The 17,929-nt window shown below is 33.6% G+C and carries 14 protein-coding genes and 1 pseudogene; 6 read left to right on the forward strand and 9 right to left on the reverse strand.

Annotation, left to right across the window (positions count from 1 at the left end):
* Positions 1–520, forward strand: a 520-nt coding sequence (locus AAYQ19_RS21635) for a hypothetical protein (protein ID WP_343539277.1), incomplete at its 5' end; no start/stop codon positions are given.
* Between the two features lie 107 nt (positions 521–627).
* Here AAYQ19_RS21635 and AAYQ19_RS21640 read toward each other — a convergent pair.
* The 5 genes and pseudogenes from AAYQ19_RS21640 to AAYQ19_RS21660 form a co-directional block, all read right to left on the reverse strand.
* A complete protein-coding gene (locus AAYQ19_RS21640) occupies positions 628–948 on the reverse strand; it encodes a hypothetical protein (RefSeq protein WP_343539279.1) in 321 nt (106 codons plus the stop codon).
* A gap of 429 nt (positions 949–1,377) precedes the next feature.
* Complete coding sequence (locus tag AAYQ19_RS21645) at positions 1,378–1,683, reverse strand: hypothetical protein (protein ID WP_343539281.1); 306 nt, start codon at positions 1,681–1,683, stop codon at positions 1,378–1,380.
* Positions 1,684–1,872: 189 nt separating this feature from the next.
* Positions 1,873–2,721: pseudogene (locus AAYQ19_RS21650) on the reverse strand (YifB family Mg chelatase-like AAA ATPase); the annotation flags it as partial.
* A 97-nt stretch (positions 2,722–2,818) separates the two neighbouring features.
* The gene (locus AAYQ19_RS21655; protein WP_343539283.1) at positions 2,819–3,121 is read right to left on the reverse strand and encodes a hypothetical protein; all 303 of its coding nucleotides are present in this window, start codon (positions 3,119–3,121) and stop codon (positions 2,819–2,821) included.
* A gap of 136 nt (positions 3,122–3,257) precedes the next feature.
* Positions 3,258–4,232: a Gfo/Idh/MocA family protein gene (locus AAYQ19_RS21660; protein ID WP_343539285.1), complete on the reverse strand. Its 975-nt coding sequence runs from the start codon at positions 4,230–4,232 to the stop codon at positions 3,258–3,260.
* Between the two features lie 132 nt (positions 4,233–4,364).
* Between AAYQ19_RS21660 and AAYQ19_RS21665 the strand changes: the two genes are divergently transcribed.
* The 3 genes from AAYQ19_RS21665 to AAYQ19_RS21675 all read left to right on the forward strand — a co-directional run bounded on the left by AAYQ19_RS21665 (position 4,365) and on the right by AAYQ19_RS21675 (position 10,373).
* Positions 4,365–7,364, forward strand: a complete 3,000-nt coding sequence (locus AAYQ19_RS21665) for an amidohydrolase family protein (RefSeq protein ID WP_343539286.1) — start codon at positions 4,365–4,367, stop codon at positions 7,362–7,364.
* A gap of 37 nt (positions 7,365–7,401) precedes the next feature.
* Complete coding sequence (locus AAYQ19_RS21670; RefSeq protein WP_343539288.1) at positions 7,402–8,709, forward strand: amidohydrolase family protein; 1,308 nt, start codon at positions 7,402–7,404, stop codon at positions 8,707–8,709.
* 338 nt (positions 8,710–9,047) lie between these two features.
* Positions 9,048–10,373, forward strand: a complete 1,326-nt coding sequence (locus tag AAYQ19_RS21675; protein ID WP_343539290.1) for an ammonium transporter — start codon at positions 9,048–9,050, stop codon at positions 10,371–10,373.
* Positions 10,374–10,752: 379 nt separating this feature from the next.
* Here the strand turns inward: AAYQ19_RS21675 and AAYQ19_RS21680 are convergent, their stop codons facing one another.
* The 3 genes from AAYQ19_RS21680 to AAYQ19_RS21690 form a co-directional block, all read right to left on the reverse strand.
* Positions 10,753–12,852, reverse strand: coding sequence for a protein-disulfide reductase DsbD family protein (locus AAYQ19_RS21680; protein WP_343539292.1), 2,100 nt, complete (start codon positions 12,850–12,852; stop codon positions 10,753–10,755).
* On the reverse strand, positions 12,852–14,162 hold the full coding sequence (gene tilS, locus AAYQ19_RS21685) for a tRNA lysidine(34) synthetase TilS (RefSeq protein WP_343539294.1): 1,311 nt from the start codon (positions 14,160–14,162) through the stop codon (positions 12,852–12,854). The genes AAYQ19_RS21680 and tilS overlap by 1 nt, the downstream gene beginning before the upstream one ends.
* A gap of 183 nt (positions 14,163–14,345) precedes the next feature.
* A complete protein-coding gene (locus AAYQ19_RS21690; protein WP_343539296.1) occupies positions 14,346–15,632 on the reverse strand; it encodes an anthranilate synthase component I family protein in 1,287 nt (428 codons plus the stop codon).
* Positions 15,633–15,849: 217 nt separating this feature from the next.
* Here AAYQ19_RS21690 and AAYQ19_RS21695 point away from each other — a divergent pair, with 217 nt between their 5' ends.
* Both AAYQ19_RS21695 and AAYQ19_RS21700 read left to right on the forward strand, forming a co-directional pair.
* Positions 15,850–16,743, forward strand: a complete 894-nt coding sequence (locus AAYQ19_RS21695) for a DUF4349 domain-containing protein (protein ID WP_343539298.1) — start codon at positions 15,850–15,852, stop codon at positions 16,741–16,743.
* Between the two features lie 208 nt (positions 16,744–16,951).
* On the forward strand, positions 16,952–17,329 hold the full coding sequence (locus AAYQ19_RS21700) for a DoxX family membrane protein (protein WP_132988467.1): 378 nt from the start codon (positions 16,952–16,954) through the stop codon (positions 17,327–17,329).
* A 55-nt stretch (positions 17,330–17,384) separates the two neighbouring features.
* Here the strand turns inward: AAYQ19_RS21700 and AAYQ19_RS21705 are convergent, their stop codons facing one another.
* Positions 17,385–17,927, reverse strand: coding sequence for a lipocalin family protein (locus tag AAYQ19_RS21705; protein ID WP_343539301.1), 543 nt, complete (start codon positions 17,925–17,927; stop codon positions 17,385–17,387).
* Between the last annotated feature and the right edge of the window lie 2 nt (positions 17,928–17,929).

Here is a 17,929-nt window from a genome sequence, read left to right on the forward strand (position 1 = left end):
AGGTGGTCATTTTGAAATGGAATCAGGTGCTCACTTTAAAACGGAATGGGGTGATCAATATAACCGGAATTTGCACCATATTATTGAATTAATGAAAAATACCTTAAACCTAGCTACCAACTTTGTTTACGAACAATCATTAAAACACTATGTTAATTATAAAGATACAATTGAAGAAAACCCAACATTTCCTTTAAGACTAGGAATAAATCTGCCACCACAAACTTTTTATTTTGAAGATAAGAATCAATGTAAAATCGATTTAATTAAATTTGAATTCGAAATTGATGTAAAATTTAATCCTAAAATTAATCCAGATTCAGGGCGTATTATCAAAAATCCCGACGATTCTATAAAAGCGCATTCATTCAAATTTACAATCGATGAAAATACTGAAAGTGAAATGATTTTAAAACCTGATAGTAATTTTACATTCTTCCATACATCGAATAGCGAAACAGTTGAATTCAAAACTTTGGCATCATACGACCCGAAAAGTAATAAAATCACAAGTTCATAAAAAACTGTGCATTAAATTATTGTCGAAAATACAACTGTTTTATTGTGGCATTCAATATGTCGAGCGTTTCGGCTTGTTCTTGTAAATCTAAAATGGCAACATTAACTTCATTTCTTTTTGAATGGCGTCATTAAAAAATTTCCAATAATCTCCAATATCGGTAGTACCTTTAGAACAAACTTAGTAGCAAATACTATTAACGCATATCTCCAATTCAAATAAACCATTATAGCAAAAATTATCCATTCAAGCCAATAAAGAATTTCAACCCATTTTGGAAGGTCGGGTTCTTCAGGAGGTAACGTCCCGTTTTTCTTTCCTTGAATTAATCGGATATCAAAGGTCGTTATTGACGAAATAACTCCATATGCAATTGTTAACCCAATGAGGGTTGCTGTATCGTAAGGCATTATTGAATTAAAACTCATATTTCAATTTAATGTGATGTTTTAAAGGTGTCCATTAATTTATTTATAAGTATAACAAAACCATAGCAAGTTCACCAAATAAGCTAGATATGTGTGATTTAATTGGATATTATATACATCCAAATATATTATTTTATTTTCTAACTACAGAAGAACTTTTATTTGTGAAAAGTAAATTAATTAATATTAACTTGTAAATGGTTATATTTTATGCTCTTAAAATTTCATTCAAATAACCACATATTAAATAAATACAACATTAATAAATATGATTTGCGATTACATTATAATTATTTTTAATCACTCCAAAATACAAAGTCAATTACTGTTAGGTTGCTCGTAGATAGGCATTAAATAGCTTTTAATAACACCAATTTAGATTCCTTGCTAAGTCTCATTATATTGTAATTATCTATGAGAGATTTTCATTTAGTCATTGCCGTAATTTGTTAATAAATAAACTGCGACGCTTGCACGACAATCATCGTAATTATTGTTGCCATAGAAATTATTAAACCATTTTCTATTTATAATTTCGCCGTTATTTTTTGCATTTTTTGCATCAACTAACCAAGTTTTTGGAATTGCCTTTCGTTGAGTTATTCCTTGAAATTGAAACGAATTTGTTCCATCATTTTTTGGCAACCAACGATTGAATGAAAAATTACCATAAAGGTTTTGACCATTTACTAAAAAAATTTCTGTGAGGAAATCATAAAACTCAGTCCCGTGCATTTTTTTTAAAGTTTTAGTTATTAGAAAATCAATATTAAATGCGTGTCAAAATTTCAAAACATTTATTTCGAATATATAATTTTCTTTTTCAAATTACAAAAGATAATTATTTTGATTTGCCAATGACAAACAGTACTATTGCATATACACATTTCGAATAATTTGAACAAACAGTTCAACCACATATTAAATAAATATAACATTTGAAATCGTATGATGCGGCGAACGAAATGGTCGCTGATTCATTAAACCGACTTCTTTCAATTTTCCGGCAACGCTATGAATTTTAGTCGTTTCTAAGGCTTCGCGTAAAGTCATTGGAGGCAAAATACTCGGAACGCGTTTTGCCAACATCGTCTTTCCTGCGCCCGGCGGACCAATTAAAATAATATTATGTCCTCCTGCCGCTGCAATTTCCATACAGCGTTTTATACTTTCTTGCCCGCGCACATCAGAAAAATCATGCTCTGGGAAATCAAGGCTTTTGTAAAATTCTGCACGAGTGTCAATTACTGTTGGTTCAAGAGTTCCTTTTCCTTTAAAGAAATCTATTATTTCCTGTAAATTCGAAACGCCATAAACATCAAGTCCAGCAACAATCGCGGCTTCTTTTACATTTTGAATCGGAAGAAAAAAACCTTTATATCCTTCTTCTTTTGCTTTTATGGCAATTGGCAAAGCACCGCGAATAGGCTGTAAACTTCCATCCAATGAAAGTTCGCCCATGATGATATATTGTTCAATTTCTGGAGCTTTTATTTGATCAGAGCCAATTAGAATTCCCATTGCAAGTGGCAAATCGTAGGCAGAACCTTCTTTTCTAAGGTCGGCAGGCGCCATATTGATGGTTATTTTTTTGCCCGGAAGCATCAATCCGTTGTTTTTTAAAGCGGCCGCAATTCGGTAACTGCTTTCTTTTATGGCATTATCTGGAAGCCCAACTAAATGATAACCAATTCCTTTATCCATATGAACTTCCATCGTAATGGTCGTTGCTTCTACTCCAAAAACAGCACTTCCGTAAACTTTTACTAGCATAATTATTCTTTCATTAAAAGTTTTAAAACTAATGAAAAAATATTAATTTGTAAGTTTTTTATTTCAAATTATAAATTCTAAAAAAGATACATTGATTTCACTCATTCTTATAAGGCCAAGAATAAATTCCTGTTGGTTGAATACTATCAATTAAAATAAATTTTTCCGTTTCGTCCCTTCGGAAAACATATAAATATTTTTCTTCTGCTCCTTTATGAATTGAATCACCGACTTTAACACGGCTATAAGGAAAAAAATGATACTGCCACATATCGATTTCAATGTCATTATGAAACGGTGTAACACCTCCAGTAGGCGTGTTTTCAACTTTTGTAACTACAAAATCGTATTTCTTAAAATGTACAGTTCTCGATTTAAAATAGTTATTTATAAATAACAAAATTATGCCGCCTATGAATATTAGAATAGCATATTTAATTTTATTAAAGTTATTGTACATTCAATAAGGTTTTACTAATTTTTGGAATAGATTTAAAAGTACTACAAAATCAGATCTTTTACTGCATTAATATTTTTTAAAACTTCAGACCAATCTGAGTTTTTATCTCCGCCACAATCCCACTCAAATCCAAACAATTCTGATGTGACCAAAGCTCACTTTCAATCTGGCCATTTCGGATACATTCATGACATTCGATAATTTCATGCGAATATCCTTTTCCAAGTGTTGGGAAACTAAATGAAGTTTTTTCTTCCTCTTTAATTAAGGCATAACCATCGGCAACAAACCATGGCGCATTTAATTCGATTCGACCTTTGTTTCCTGCAATCACCGCTTTCATTTCTGAATCGGAAACTATTGAAGCATGTAAAATCGATTGTGCTGATTCGTATTGCAAAATCATCGAAGTCTGCAAATCAATATCGTTTTTGTGTTTTATGGCTTTTGCAGTAATCTCTTTCGGATTTCCTAATACTATATAGGACAGAAATAAAGGATAAACGCCAATATCAAACAAAGCACCTCCACCAAGATTCTTGTCAAAAAGCCTTTGATTTTCGGTTTCGCTTCCGCGGAAAGCAAAATCGGCATTAATGTATTTTACATCTCCGATTTCTCCGCTTTTTACTTTCTGCAAAACTTCTTTTATGGAAGGATTAAATCGCGTCCAAAATGCTTCCATAAAAAATCTATTGTGCTTCTTCGAAGCTTCAATCATTCTTTCAGCATCTTTATAAGAAAGCGCCATCGGTTTTTCGCATAAAACATGTTTTCCGTTTTCAAGCGCCTTAATCGATAAGTCAGCGTGCGAATTATGGGGCGTGGCGATGTAAATGATTTCGACTTCTTGATCTTCAAAAAGCGCTTCATAAGAATCATATGTTCTAGAACAATTGTATTTTTTTGCAAAATCATCGGCTTTGGCCAAATCTCTAGAAGCAACAGCCGTCAATTCAGCATCTTCCAACAACAGTAAATCGTTTGCAAATTGATTAGCGATATTTCCTAAACCAATTATTCCCCACTTTATTTTATTTAAATTTTTCATAAACGTACTTTACACACTATTCATCAGTGTTTTAGTCAAATCATCATCTAAAATAGTGAAAAAACATTTTAAAAAAATAATAGCCACATAACATATATTTCATATTTTTAGCAACAAATTAGCAAATACCATATGAAAAAAGCCCTACTACTACTCTTTTTGAGTGTTTTTTTAACAAAAACGTATGCTCAAGACTATTTCCCTGTTAATGAAAGTGTGCACAACAAAAGTAAAAATTACACTGTTTTTACTAACGCCACTATTTATGTTACACCAACTCAAAAAATTGAAAAAGGAACATTACTTATCCAGGACGGAAAAGTTGTTTCTGTTGGAACTTCAATTGCAATTCCTAAAAACAGTATCACAATTGATTTGGCAGGAAAAACAATTTACCCATCATTTATTGATATCTACACAAGTTTTGGAATCGAAAAACCAAAATCAAACTTACCTCCAGGACGCAACCGCAACCAGATTTATGACACAAAAAGAACGGGTTATTACTGGAACGAGAGCGTTAGACCTGAAGTAAACGGTTACGAAACTTTCAAATATGACCAACCAAAAGCGGAAGAATTCTTGAAAGCTGGTTTTGGTGTTGTTGGAACCCACACTCTTGACGGAATCGCTCAAGGAACTGGAGCTCTTGTTGCTCTGAACAATGAAGACAACAGCAAACAAATCATTTCAAACAAACTAACAAATCACTTTGCTTTTACAAAAAGTGCTTTGACAAATCAAGCATATCCAAGCTCTTTGATGGGTATGATGGCTTTATTGCGTCAAATGTATTTGGATTTGGATTGGTATAAAAAAGGAAATTCTGAAACTAAAGATTTGTCATTAGAAGCTTTGGCTAGCAATGAAAAATTGGTTCAGATTTTTGCAACAGAAGATAAATTGAACAGTTTAAGAGCTTCAAAAATTGCGAAGGAATTTGGCTTAAACTACATTTTAAAAGGAAGCGGAAACGAATTTGAAAGAATCGAAGAAATCAAAGCTACGAATGCAAAATTCATCATTCCAATCAGTTTTCCAGATGCTTATGATGTTTCAAATCCGTATTTGTCAAACCAAATCGAATTGGCTGACATGCGTTTCTGGAATCAAGCGCCTACAAACTTAAAAGTGCTTTCAGAAAACGGAGTTGTTTTTGCCTTGACAACTGACAAATTGAAAAAGATTGACGATTTCAAACCTAATTTATTGAAAGCAATAAAATATGGTTTTGATAAAACAAAAGCTTTAGAAGCCTTGACTACAATTCCGGCTGCACTTTTAGGAAAAAGCGACGAAGTTGGAAGTTTAAAAGCAGGAAGTTTTGCCAATTTCATCATTACTTCTGGAGAAGTTTTTGACGAAAAAACAGTTTTATACGAAAACTGGGTTCAAGGAAGCAAATATATCGTGAATGATATCAATGCAAAAGATATTCGCGGGAACTACGACTTGACAGTTGGAAAAGATACTTATAAATGGAAAATTGACGGAACGGCTGATGCGCAAAAATCAGAAATTACGACTGTTGATAATAAAAAAGTAAAAAGCACTTTTTCTCTTGCAAAAAATTGGGTTTCACTTGTTATCAAGCCAGCTGATACTATCAAATCAAACTTTGCTCGTTTAACAGGATTTGTTGAAAAAACAGATGCGCTTTCTGGAAAAGCAGTTTTAGCAAACGGAGATGAATTGGCTTGGAATGCAGTAAAGACAAGTCCGTTTGTGGCGGTTAAAGATACTATCAAACCAGAAAAACCAAATAGAGTTATGCCGGTAACGTATCCAAACGTTGCTTTCGGAGATACCAAAAAACAAACTGCTCAGACTTTATTATTCAAAAATGCTACAGTTTGGACGAATGAAAAAGAAGGGATTTTGACTGAAACGGACGTTTTGATCAAAAACGGAAAAATTGCTGCTGTTGGCAAAAATCTTTCTGATGCATCTGCAACTGTAATTGATGCAAAAGGAAAACACATTACAAGTGGTATTATTGACGAGCACTCACATATCGCGATTTCGAAAGGTGTAAATGAAAGCGGACACAACTCGACTGCTGAAGTTACAATTCAGGATGTTGTGAACTCTGAAGACATTAATATTTATAGAGATTTAGCTGGTGGTGTGACAATTTCACAATTATTGCACGGATCTGCGAACCCAATTGGCGGTCGTTCTGCAATCGTAAAATGGAAATGGGGTTCTGCGGCAGATGATATGTTGTACAAAAACCAACCAAAATTCATCAAATTTGCTTTGGGTGAAAACGTAAAACAAGCAAACTGGGGAATTGACAACCCAACTCGTTTTCCACAAACAAGAATGGGAGTTGAACAAGTTTTTACAGATTATTTCCAATTGGCTAAAGAATATGACGAAAACTGGAAAAAATTCAACGCTGGAAATAAAAAAGGAAAAGCACCAAGAGTGGATTTAGAATTACAAACTCTTGCTGAGATTTTAAACAAAGAGCGTTTCATCACGTGTCACTCTTATGTAGAATCAGAGATTTTAAATTTGATGAATGTTGCTGAAAAATTTAACTTCAGAGTTAACACTTTTACACACATTCTTGAAGGTTATAAAGTTGCTGATAAAATGAAAGAACACGGAGTTGGCGCTTCAACTTTCTCTGATTGGTGGGCTTATAAATTTGAGGTAAACGATGCAATTCCGTACAACGGGCCAATTATGCATAACGAAGGATTGGTAGTTGCTTACAATTCTGATGATGCTGAAATGTCTCGTAGATTGAATCAAGAAGCGGCAAAAGCAGTAAAATACGGAAAAGTATCTGAGGAAGATGCTTGGAAATTTGTGACTTTAAACCCTGCAAAATTATTACACATTGATGACAAAGTAGGAAGTTTAAAAGTAGGCAAAGATGCCGATGTTGTTTTATGGAGCGAAAATCCATTGTCTATTTATGCTAAAGCTGAAAAAACAATTATTGAAGGTGTAGTTTATTTTGATATCGAAAAAGATGCTCAAAAACAACAAGCTATCACTAAAGAAAGAAATGAATTGATTGGGCAAATGCTGCAAGAAAAAAACAAAGGAAACAGCACGCAAGCACCAACGAGAAAAGAGAAAAGAGAATATCACTGTGATACTTTAGAACAGTTATAAGAGCTTTAGAAAATTCATAATGATAAAAAGATACAACATGATAAATAAAAACATATATAAATTGCTGTTATTGTTTTGTGCTTCTGTACAAATGAATGCACAGCAAATTCCGGCGCCAAAACAATCAAAATCGGTTTTGATTTTAAATGCGACTGCGCACTTGGGGAATGGAAAAGTGATTCAAAACAGCGCGATCGGATTTAAAGACGGGAAACTGACTTTAGTAGCCGATGCCACAACTATCAGACTTGCCGCTGATGCTTATGATACTACAATCGATGCCACTGGAAAACACGTTTATCCAGGTTTTATTGCTTCGAATACTACTTTAGGTTTAGTAGAAATTGATGCCGTAAAAGCATCAGATGATGAAGAAGAAATTGGAACTTTCAATCCGAATGTGAGAAGTATTGTTGCTTATAATTCGGAGTCAAAAGTGGTTGAAACTGTTCGTCCAAACGGAATTTTAATTGCACAGGTTACGCCACGCGGCGGAACAATTTCAGGAACATCTTCTATTGTGCAATTAGATGCTTGGAGCTGGAAAGATGCTATTTTAAAAGAAAATGACGGAATTCATTTAAATTTTCCTTCAAACTTCAAAAGATCAGGATCTTGGTTTGAGCCTGGCGTAATTGAGCCAAACAAAGATTACCCTAAGCAAGCCGAAGAAATCAATGCATTTTTGATCAATGCAAAAGCATATAATCAAACCACTCCAAAAGAAAGAAACATTGTTTTGGAAGCTACAAAAGGTTTGTTTGATGGAACACAGACACTTTACATCCACGCTGATGAAGAAAAACAAATTGTAGACGCTATTCAATTGGCAGCCGACAATCAAATCAAAAAAATTGTTATCGTTGGTGGATTTGAAGCTTACAAAGCGACAGCTTCACTTTTGAAATACAATGTTGGTGTACTTTTAAGACGTGTTCACGATATGCCAACAAGTGCGGATCAAGATGTTAACTTGCCTTATAAAATGGCAAAATTGCTTACTGACAAAGGTATTGTTGTAGGATTAGAAAACAGCGGTGATCACGAGCGTATGAGCGTAAGAAACTTGCCTTTCTTGGCTGGAACTTGTGCTGCCTTTGGTTTAGATAAAGAAGTTGCAGTACAATTAATCACTTTAAATACAGCAAAATTATTAGGAATCGACGCCACTTGCGGTACTTTAGAAACGGGTAAAGATGCAACTTTGTTCATCTCCGAAGGCGATGCTTTAGATATGCGTACAAACCAATTGACAACTGCTTTTATTCAAGGAAGAAATATCAATTTAGATACTTTCCAAAATAAATTGAACAGAAAATTCAAAGAAAAATACGGTCAGAAATAATTAGATTTTTCTAATACGAAAAGGCATCATTTGAAATATTCATTTGATGCCTTTTTTATTTGAAATCAAAGAATATGAACAACATAACCCATATTCGAGAAGAAAAAATCATAATTTTAAGAATAATAGTATCTTTTTTGCATCAGATTTTGACGAAATGATAGTTTTTACTCATTTCAAGTTTAATAAATTGTAAAATTTAAGTCTTTTTTAAGATATACACGCAAAATTTAGGGGGTCAAATTTTAAAATTAACAAAAATTAAACATTACACTCTATTTTTTATAGGGGTGTCGAATGATTTTATACTTTTATAAAAAATTTAAAACTAAATAACTATGCGAAAAATTATTTTAAGTGTGATCCTCATCACGATTTTGTTACTATCTATTTTTTCTATCTCATTTGTTACTGAATCAAAAACATTAGGCGCTCATGTTGTTGAATTAAAATTAGACACGGGTGATACAGCATGGATGGTTGTTGCTACGGCATTTGTATTATTAATGACTCCGGGATTAGGATTTTTCTATGGCGGTATGGTAGGCAAGAAAAACGTAATCAGCACAATGCTTCAGAGTTTTATGGCAATGGTAATTGTTACAGTTCTTTGGGTAGTAATTGGTTTCGGATTATGTTTTGGACCATCTATAGGCGGTTTCATTGGAGATCCTTCTTCAAATATATTTTTCCAAGGAGTAAGCGCCAACATGGCGTGGGAATTGGCACCAACAATCCCAATGATTCTTTTTGCTTTATTCCAAGCTAAATTCGCCATCATTACGCCGGCGTTAATCACAGGAGCTTTTGCAGAGCGTGTACGTTTCTGGGCTTACTTATTATTCATGGTTTTATTTATCTTATTCATATACGCTCCATTATGTCACATGACTTGGCATCCTGACGGATTATTCTTTGGATGGGGAGTTCTTGACTTCGCTGGTGGTACTGTAGTACACATGAGTGCTGGATGGGCTGCTTTAGCTGGAGCAATTTTCTTAGGAAAACGTAAAGTTCAAAAAGTAAACCCTGCTAGAATTACATACGTATTATTAGGTACAGGTTTACTATGGTTTGGATGGTTTGGTTTCAACGCAGGTTCTGCTGCTGGAGCCGGAAGTCTTGCTGCACAGGCTTTAGGAACTACTACAATCGCTGCTGCTTCTGCTGCAATGGCTTGGGTTTTCCTTGATAAAATCTTAGGACACAAATTATCTGCAATGGGCGCTTGTATTGGAGCTGTTGTAGGTTTGGTTGCCATCACTCCTGCTGCTGGTTTCGTAACTATGCCTCACGCTTTAGCAATTGGTATCATCGCTGCTGTAATCAGTAATATTGTAGTGAGCAAATTCCCTAAAGGAAAAATCGATGACGCTCTTGACGTATTTGCTTGCCACGGTGTTGGTGGAATGGTAGGAATGTTATTGACTGGAGTTTTTGCTTCTAAAAGCGTAAATTCAATTGTTGGTGACAACGAAGGATTAATCTATGGTGATGCAACTTTATTCTTAACGCAATTGAAAGCTTTAGTACTTGTATCAATATTTGCATTCTGTGCTTCTTACGCTTTATTCTTCATCGTAAACAAAATCACTCCTCTAAGAGTTACTGAAGAAAAAGAAGAATTAGGATTAGACATCTCTCAACACGGAGAATACCTATAATATTAATATTGTCCTCTTTTTGCCTTTACAAAAAAATCCCTCTAAGTTTTAGCTTAGAGGGATTTTCATTTTGAATTAATAGTAATCCTTTATTTATATTTTAGTTTGGAGATTTTAGATTCGAATTCCTTATTCCAAATATTCTTCTCTTTAAAAAGAAAGCGATCCGATAAAAGAGAAAAAGTACACTAGGCAAAATATAATTGAAAAAACAATTACTACCCATGATTTAAAATTCTCTACACGCGTCAATCCTTCATGCATTCCTTTTTCTCGCCGAGTTTTAATATTATCCTTATTCAATAAATAAAACAAGAATGCAAACAACGCAAAAGCGCCACTTATCACGAAATCTAAAAAATTAGAAAACTTCATCTAATTATTTAAAATTCGCAATTCCTTCTTTCAACCATTGCAAGTATTCCTCTGTACTCACATAACTAATTGTCGGTTTAGAAGTATGCAAATTATTGCCTTCTAAATCGGTAATCACATATAAAGGCTGCGTATTTGTTTTATATTTTGAAATCATAAAATCAGTCCATTTATCGCCTACAGTAATAATTTCATCGCCAGCTTTTGTAACAAATTGTTCATTTTTTGGAAGCTCTCTTTTGTCATCAACATAAAGTGAAATCAAAACAACTTCATTTTTTAAGATTGGCAAAACCGATGGATCTGACCAAACGTTATTTTCCATTTTTCTGCAGTTTACACAAGCATATCCTGTAAAATCGAGCATAATTGGTTTGTTGATCTCTTTTGCGTAAGCTAATCCATCTTCATAATCATGAAAAACCATTATTCCATGCGGACCTAATTCTGCACCTTCAGGAAGACCTTTAATTTCTCCTGAATTTACATTGGAATTTCCGGAACCTCCAACTCCAAACGGACTTTCACTATATTGCGGCGGTGGCGGAAATGCGCTGATCAATTTCAATGGAGCTCCCCAAAGCCCTGGAATTAAATAAATAGTAAATATTAAAGATATAATACCCAAATACAATCTTCCAACAGAAATATGCTGAATTGGGCTATCATGAGGCAAAGTGATTTTTCCAAATAAATACAAGGCCAAAGCTCCAAAAATCGCAATCCAAATGGCAAGAAAAACTTCTCTTTCTAAGAAATGTAATTGCAATACTAAGTCGGCGTTTGATAAGAATTTGAATGCCAAAGCCAATTCTAAAAATCCTAAAACCACTTTTACAGTATTCAACCATCCGCCCGATTTTGGCAATGAATTCAGCCAGCCTGGGAATAAGGCAAACAACATAAATGGCAATGCTAATGCAGAAGAGAATCCTAACATTCCAACAACTGGCGCAATTCCTCCATTTGAAGCCGCTTCAACTAATAATGTTCCAACGATTGGTCCTGTACATGAAAATGATACAATTGCCAAAGCCAAAGCCATGAACAATATCCCGATCAAACCGCCTTTATCTGCTTGTTGATCAGCTTTGTTTGCCCATGAATTTGGAAGCATGATTTCGAAAGCTCCCAAAAACGAAGTAGCAAAAATGATTAATATCACAAAGAAAATTAAGTTGAACCAAACATCCGTAGACAATGCATTTAAAGCATCGGCACCAAATATTTTTGTTACAATTAATCCTAAAATCACATAAATAGCGATAATAGATAATCCATAAATAATAGCGTTTCTGATTCCTTTTGCTCTGCTTTTGCTTTGTTTTGTAAAAAAGCTCACCGTCATAGGAATCATTGGGAAAACACAAGGCGTGAATAAAGCAGCAAAACCACCTAAAAATGCAAAGAAAAAGATTGACCACAAACTTCTTGCAGGTGCTGGAGCCGGCATATCTTCTTTAGAAATAGGTTCCTCGATATTTGATTTTACAACTTGAGTTTTTGCTGTATCAGTAGGTTTTGCAATGGTATCAACTGCAATTCCAGTTACTTTTGTTTCATCCACTTTTGCTTCTGCAACCGTAGGAACAGCTTCAACGTTAAACGATGAAGGAATAGCTATTGAGAATTTTTTAGTCGAATTGATGCAAACTTCTTTACAAACCTGAAAATCAAAATCAACATCAACCGTTTTTAAATTTGGGTTGATAATCTTGATTTCTTGTTCGATATGTGCTTTTCCTTCAAAGAAAGTTTCATTTACACCAAAAACATCATTAAATGCTGTTCTGGTTTTTCCTTCTTTTGCTTTTCCAACTAATTCATAGTTTCCTTTTTGGTTTTTGAATGCAATTTCAAGCGCCAACGGACCTCCGTCTGGCGTGAACTGCGAATACATATGCCAATCTTTTTCAATTGTTCCGTCAAAAATTAAAACGGCATTGTTACCTGCTTTTTTTTCAATTTTAGAAGTCCATTTTACTGGCTCTAAAACCTGTGCATTGCTTGTAACAAAAGAAAAAAGAAAAAACAGTAAAAATAAAAGGGATTTACTCCAGTAATTTTTTGTCATTATCGTTTGACGGTATTGATTAAAGTTCATTATTGCAGTTCTATTTTAAGTATATTATTTGTGGTATTTTCAATTTTAAAACGTTCATCTTGCCTAAGTCCAACAACCCACACAATTTGGTTATCTGAACACAAAATCCACGTTTTTTCTTTTTCAATCAGAGATAATTTTTCGTCTTTAAAAAGCTTGCTCACTTTTTTTGATTTCCCTTGCATTCCAAAAGGATGAAAAACATCGCCTTCAGTCCATTTACGTAAAATCAAAGGGAACTGGATTTTTTCAGCATCCACAAATATAGACTTATTTGATTCTATTGTTATGTGACCTACGTTACAAAGTCTCATTTTTAAGGGAAAATTAACTTCTGTCTCGTTTTCATGAATTTCAAATTCCTCGTCTTTAGGCTCATAAGAAACAGGACTCAAAATCAAAGTTTCTCTGTTTTTAAGCAATCTGAATTCTTCTGAAAGCACTTGTTTTCCGGATTGCCCGTTTACCAAATCGTAAATATCATTCCACGCTGAAAATCCAAATTCATTCAGCCATTGGTACAAATAGGATTTGTAATTAGGCAGTTTTTTCAGCTGATTCAAATCAAAATGAATGTCCTCACCTTCTTCTTTTGCCACTTGCTGATAAATCATAATCGATGCATCTTCAGCCATTTCTTGAGATTCCTGCAAATACGATTGGGTTTTCTGAAAAGCATTCAAAAAATTCGGATTGATTTCTTTTAAAATCGGAACCAAATCATGGCGGATTTTATTTCGCAGGTATTTATTCGAAGCATTACTGCTGTCTTCTCGCCATTCAATTTTATTTTCTTCGGCGTATTTCAGAATTTCTTCTCTTGAAAAAGGCAAAAGCGGCCGAATTATTTTGTCATTTTGTTCCGGAATTCCAGTTAATCCATCTAATCCTGTTCCTCTTGTCAAGTTGATGATAAAGGTTTCCAAATTATCATCAGCATGATGTGCTGTCAAGATATAATCGAAGTTTTGTTCTTCTAAAAGTTCATAAAACCAATTGTAACGAAGCTCGCGCGCCGCAACTTGAGTCGATAATTTATAATCTTCTGCAAAAGCCTGCGTATCAAATTGAGTGGTGAAAAACGGAATGTTATTTTGAGCGCAATAATTCTGAATGAATTCCTGATCACCAAAACTTTCTAATCCGCGAAGCTGAAAATTGCAATGCAAAACTGCAATTTCATAAGGCAATTGTCTCAACAAATGCAACAAAACCATACTGTCTAAACCGCCACTTACAGCTAGAAAAAGCTTTTTTTCTGCTAAAAAAGAAAAACGGGAAATGATATGATTTTGGAAGTTTGAAAACATTTGATAAATGTAAAAAATTAAACTTTATCTATTTTTAAATGAAATGTTAAGCGTATTTTTTTTTTTAGCCACGAATTCACGAATTATTTTTTTATGCAGATAGCGTATATTTTTTCTGCTACGAATTCCACAAATTTACTCTCATACGATTAGACAAAAAATTCGTGAATTCGTGGCGAAAAATCACTGCAAAACTTCGTGCATTGCTTTGGCTTTTAGCAAACATTCTTCGTATTCTTTTTCGGGAATGGAAAGAGATGTTATCGCACTACCAACGGAAAACGAGACATATTTATTTTCTTGGTTGTATAAAATACTTCGAATTACGACATTAAAATCAAAGTCGCCTTCGGGAGTGAAATAGCCAATTGCACCGCTATAAAGGCCACGTTTGGTTTCTTCCAAATTTTCAACAATTTTCATTACAGAAATCTTTGGCGCTCCGGTCATGCTTCCCATTGGAAAAGTAGTTTTCAAAACATCAACTGACGAATATTGTTTGTCTAATTTTGAAGTTATAGTCGAAATCATCTGATGCACTTGAAGAAAAGAATAAATGCCGCAAAGTTCCTCAACCTCAACAGATCCTTTTTGCGCTGTATGCGATAAATCATTTCGAACCAAATCGGTAATCATGATGTTTTCGGCACGTTCTTTTGCATCATTTTCTAGAAAATGCTTTGATTTTTCATCTTCAACAGGATCTGAAAAACGCTTTGAAGTTCCTTTTATGGGTTGCGAAATGATCTTCTCTCGCACCTTTTTCAAATATCTTTCTGGTGAAGCAGAAAGCAGGAATTGTTTATTATTTTTAAAGAAAGCAGAAAAAGGTGCTTTCGAAATTTCATTCAGTTTCTGAAATTTTTCCAGCGGATTAATCCCCGTATTTTCAGCAAAAAATTCCATGCAAAAATTGCCTTCATACATATCGCCTTTATGGATATGCTCCAGCATTTTATTTACTTTTTCAACATACAATTCTTTCGAAATTCGTTGCTTTACAACTACCGTTTCCTGACTTTCGACTTTTGACTTCTGACTTTCGACTATCTCATTAAAATCATCTTCAACCTCATCATCACACAGAAATAAATACTGGATTTCAAGTTCATTTCCTTTCAACAAAAATATTTTTTTTGGCTGAAAGAAAAACAAATCTGGAAAATCAAGTCCGTCAAAATTATCTGATTTTAAATCTTCAATATCATTTTTTAAATCATACGAAAGATAGCCAAAAAGCCAATCTTTTGTGGTTTGCTGATATTGTTTTAAATCTTCAAAAGCGTTTTGAAAATCAGTTTTTATAGACGTAAAAGCATCCACAGCAAGCAAACAGTCAAAACTTGAATATTCTTGTGGATACGAATTGCTGTCCAAAAAAACAATCTCGCGAAACTGTTGCGACCAACTTAAAAGCTGTAATTTGAATTGTTCTGGGTTGGAAATATGTTTATGAATTGAAACTCTCAAAGAAGTATGAATTTTAAAACTTCAAAATTACGACAAAAAAAATCCTTCGATAAAATAAACTCGAAAAAATATTGGCACACTTTTTAGTATATCGATTTTAACAGTAAATCGTAAAATTTCATCATTTGATTAAAAAACTACTCTTAAAAATCTTAACAACAAAACCGTATTTACATCGTGTAAATATTTTATTTATTAATCAAATTTTTAAACTTTTATGAAAACAACTGCAAAATTAGGTTTGACCACCTTAATTCTTATTCTTGTATTATTTTCCTGCAAAAAAGCAGATTATGCAACAGCTGAAGCTTCGGCTGACGTTGCAACCATGGACAGCACCGCAATTTCGTCGTCGGCAGCGGTCGAGCAAAAAGACAGCAAACAGAAATTTATTCGAACCGCTGATATTAAGTTTAAGGTTAAAAATGTCGTCAAATCTACTTATGCAATTGAAAATGCCACGCAAAAATTCGGCGGCTTTGTGACTTATACGAATCTTCAAAGTAATATCCTGAATCAGATCAAAACCAAAATCAGTCAGGACAGCACTTTAGAAACCACAAAATATTCGGTAGAAAATAATATCACCATTCGCGTTCCTAATACGCAACTTGATACTGTAATTAAAACAATTGCCAAACAAATTGATTTTTTGGATTTCAGAGTAATCAAAGCCGATGATGTTTCTTTAAAAATGTTGGCTAATCAACTTTCGCAAAAAAGAAACAGTATTTCTGAAAAAAGAGTTGCAAACGCAATTGATTCAAAAGGAAAAAAAATCAATGATATTGTCGAAGCTGAAAATACATTAGCCAATAAAGTAGCAGAAAAAGACAATAGCACCATTGAAAATCTTTCTTTGCAAGATCAGGTTAACTTTAGCACTGTTACACTACAACTTTACCAAAACGAAACCATTAGACAGGAGGTTATGGCAAGCGAAAAAGACAGTGCGGCATATAAACCTAATTTAGGTATTCAGGCCATCGATGCTCTAAAAAGTGGTTGGTACATATTACAATCCATCTTAATTTTCTTTATTAATCTTTGGCCAATTATTTTAATAAGCGTTGGTTGTTATTTCCTCTACAAAAAATATATAAAGAAATAAGAAAAGTGTTAATAAAACTGCAATTTCATAACGAAAAAATCGTTATATTTGATATTGCTTTCAATTAATCCCAAAACATGGTAAGATCAATTGAAAAATCTTCAATTAAACAGGATTAAAATACTAATTCTGTTTATGAGAAATTTACATTAGACGATTTCCAAGCACATCATTTATATTTTTTAACTTTTTAAAAATCCTAAGTATTATGAAAATTGCTACTATTATTGTCCGTGTTTTAATTGGTCTTTTGCTGCTTTTTGCTTCTATTAGTTTTTTCTTTCACTTAATGCCAGCAGAACCAGCAACCAATAATGATTTTAAAGCCTTTAATACAGGTTTGATGGCTTCTACTTATTTAATGCCCTTGGCTAAATCAATTGAATTGCTTTGCGGAATTGCATTTGTAACGGGACGTTATGTAACATTAGCTAATATTTTGATCTTGCCTATCACGGTAAATATCTTGTTCATCAACTATTTTTTAACGCCAGATGGTCTGCCAATCGCGGGATTATTATTTTTAGGCAATTTATTTTTGATTTACAGATATTGGGATAATTACAAAAGTGTTTTTACAGCTTAATTTATTTTCAATTAGAAATAAAAAAACCCGATACAGTAACGTATCGGGTTTCTTTTTAATTTGTTTTGTCATGTTTTACCCAAATTAAATCGGAAATTTTATATCCAATTTCTTGGGCTTTAATCAGAAAATCAGCTTTAACGCTTTCAGGAATTGTAGTTTCCCTTGAAAGTATCCACATATACTTCAAACTTTCGCCTGCAACAAGAGCATATTTATAATCTTGATCTACTGCGATAACATTATACCCAGCATAAAAAGGACCAAAAAATGAGACCTTAAGCATACCAACATTGTCCTTTTTGACAAACTTGGCTTTCCCGATACTTTCCTCCCATTTGTCTTTTTTGACATCATAGCCCTTATTATCAACTTTTATAGTGCCATTGTCATTCAGCGAATACTCGGCGGTGACGTTATTTAAATCTTTTTCCCATTTATAATCTAACCTTGCGATCTCATACCATTTTCCTAAATATTTTGCCTTATCAAAGTTGGTGACGGCAACTGCTTTTTTAGGAATTGTAGAACTGCAGGAATAAAGTACTGCTGCAATTCCCGCTCCAAGAAGAATCGGAGCTATATATCTATTTTTCATAA

It is taken from the genome of Flavobacterium mesophilum, from assembly GCF_039581405.1.
Lineage (GTDB): Bacteria > Bacteroidota > Bacteroidia > Flavobacteriales > Flavobacteriaceae > Flavobacterium.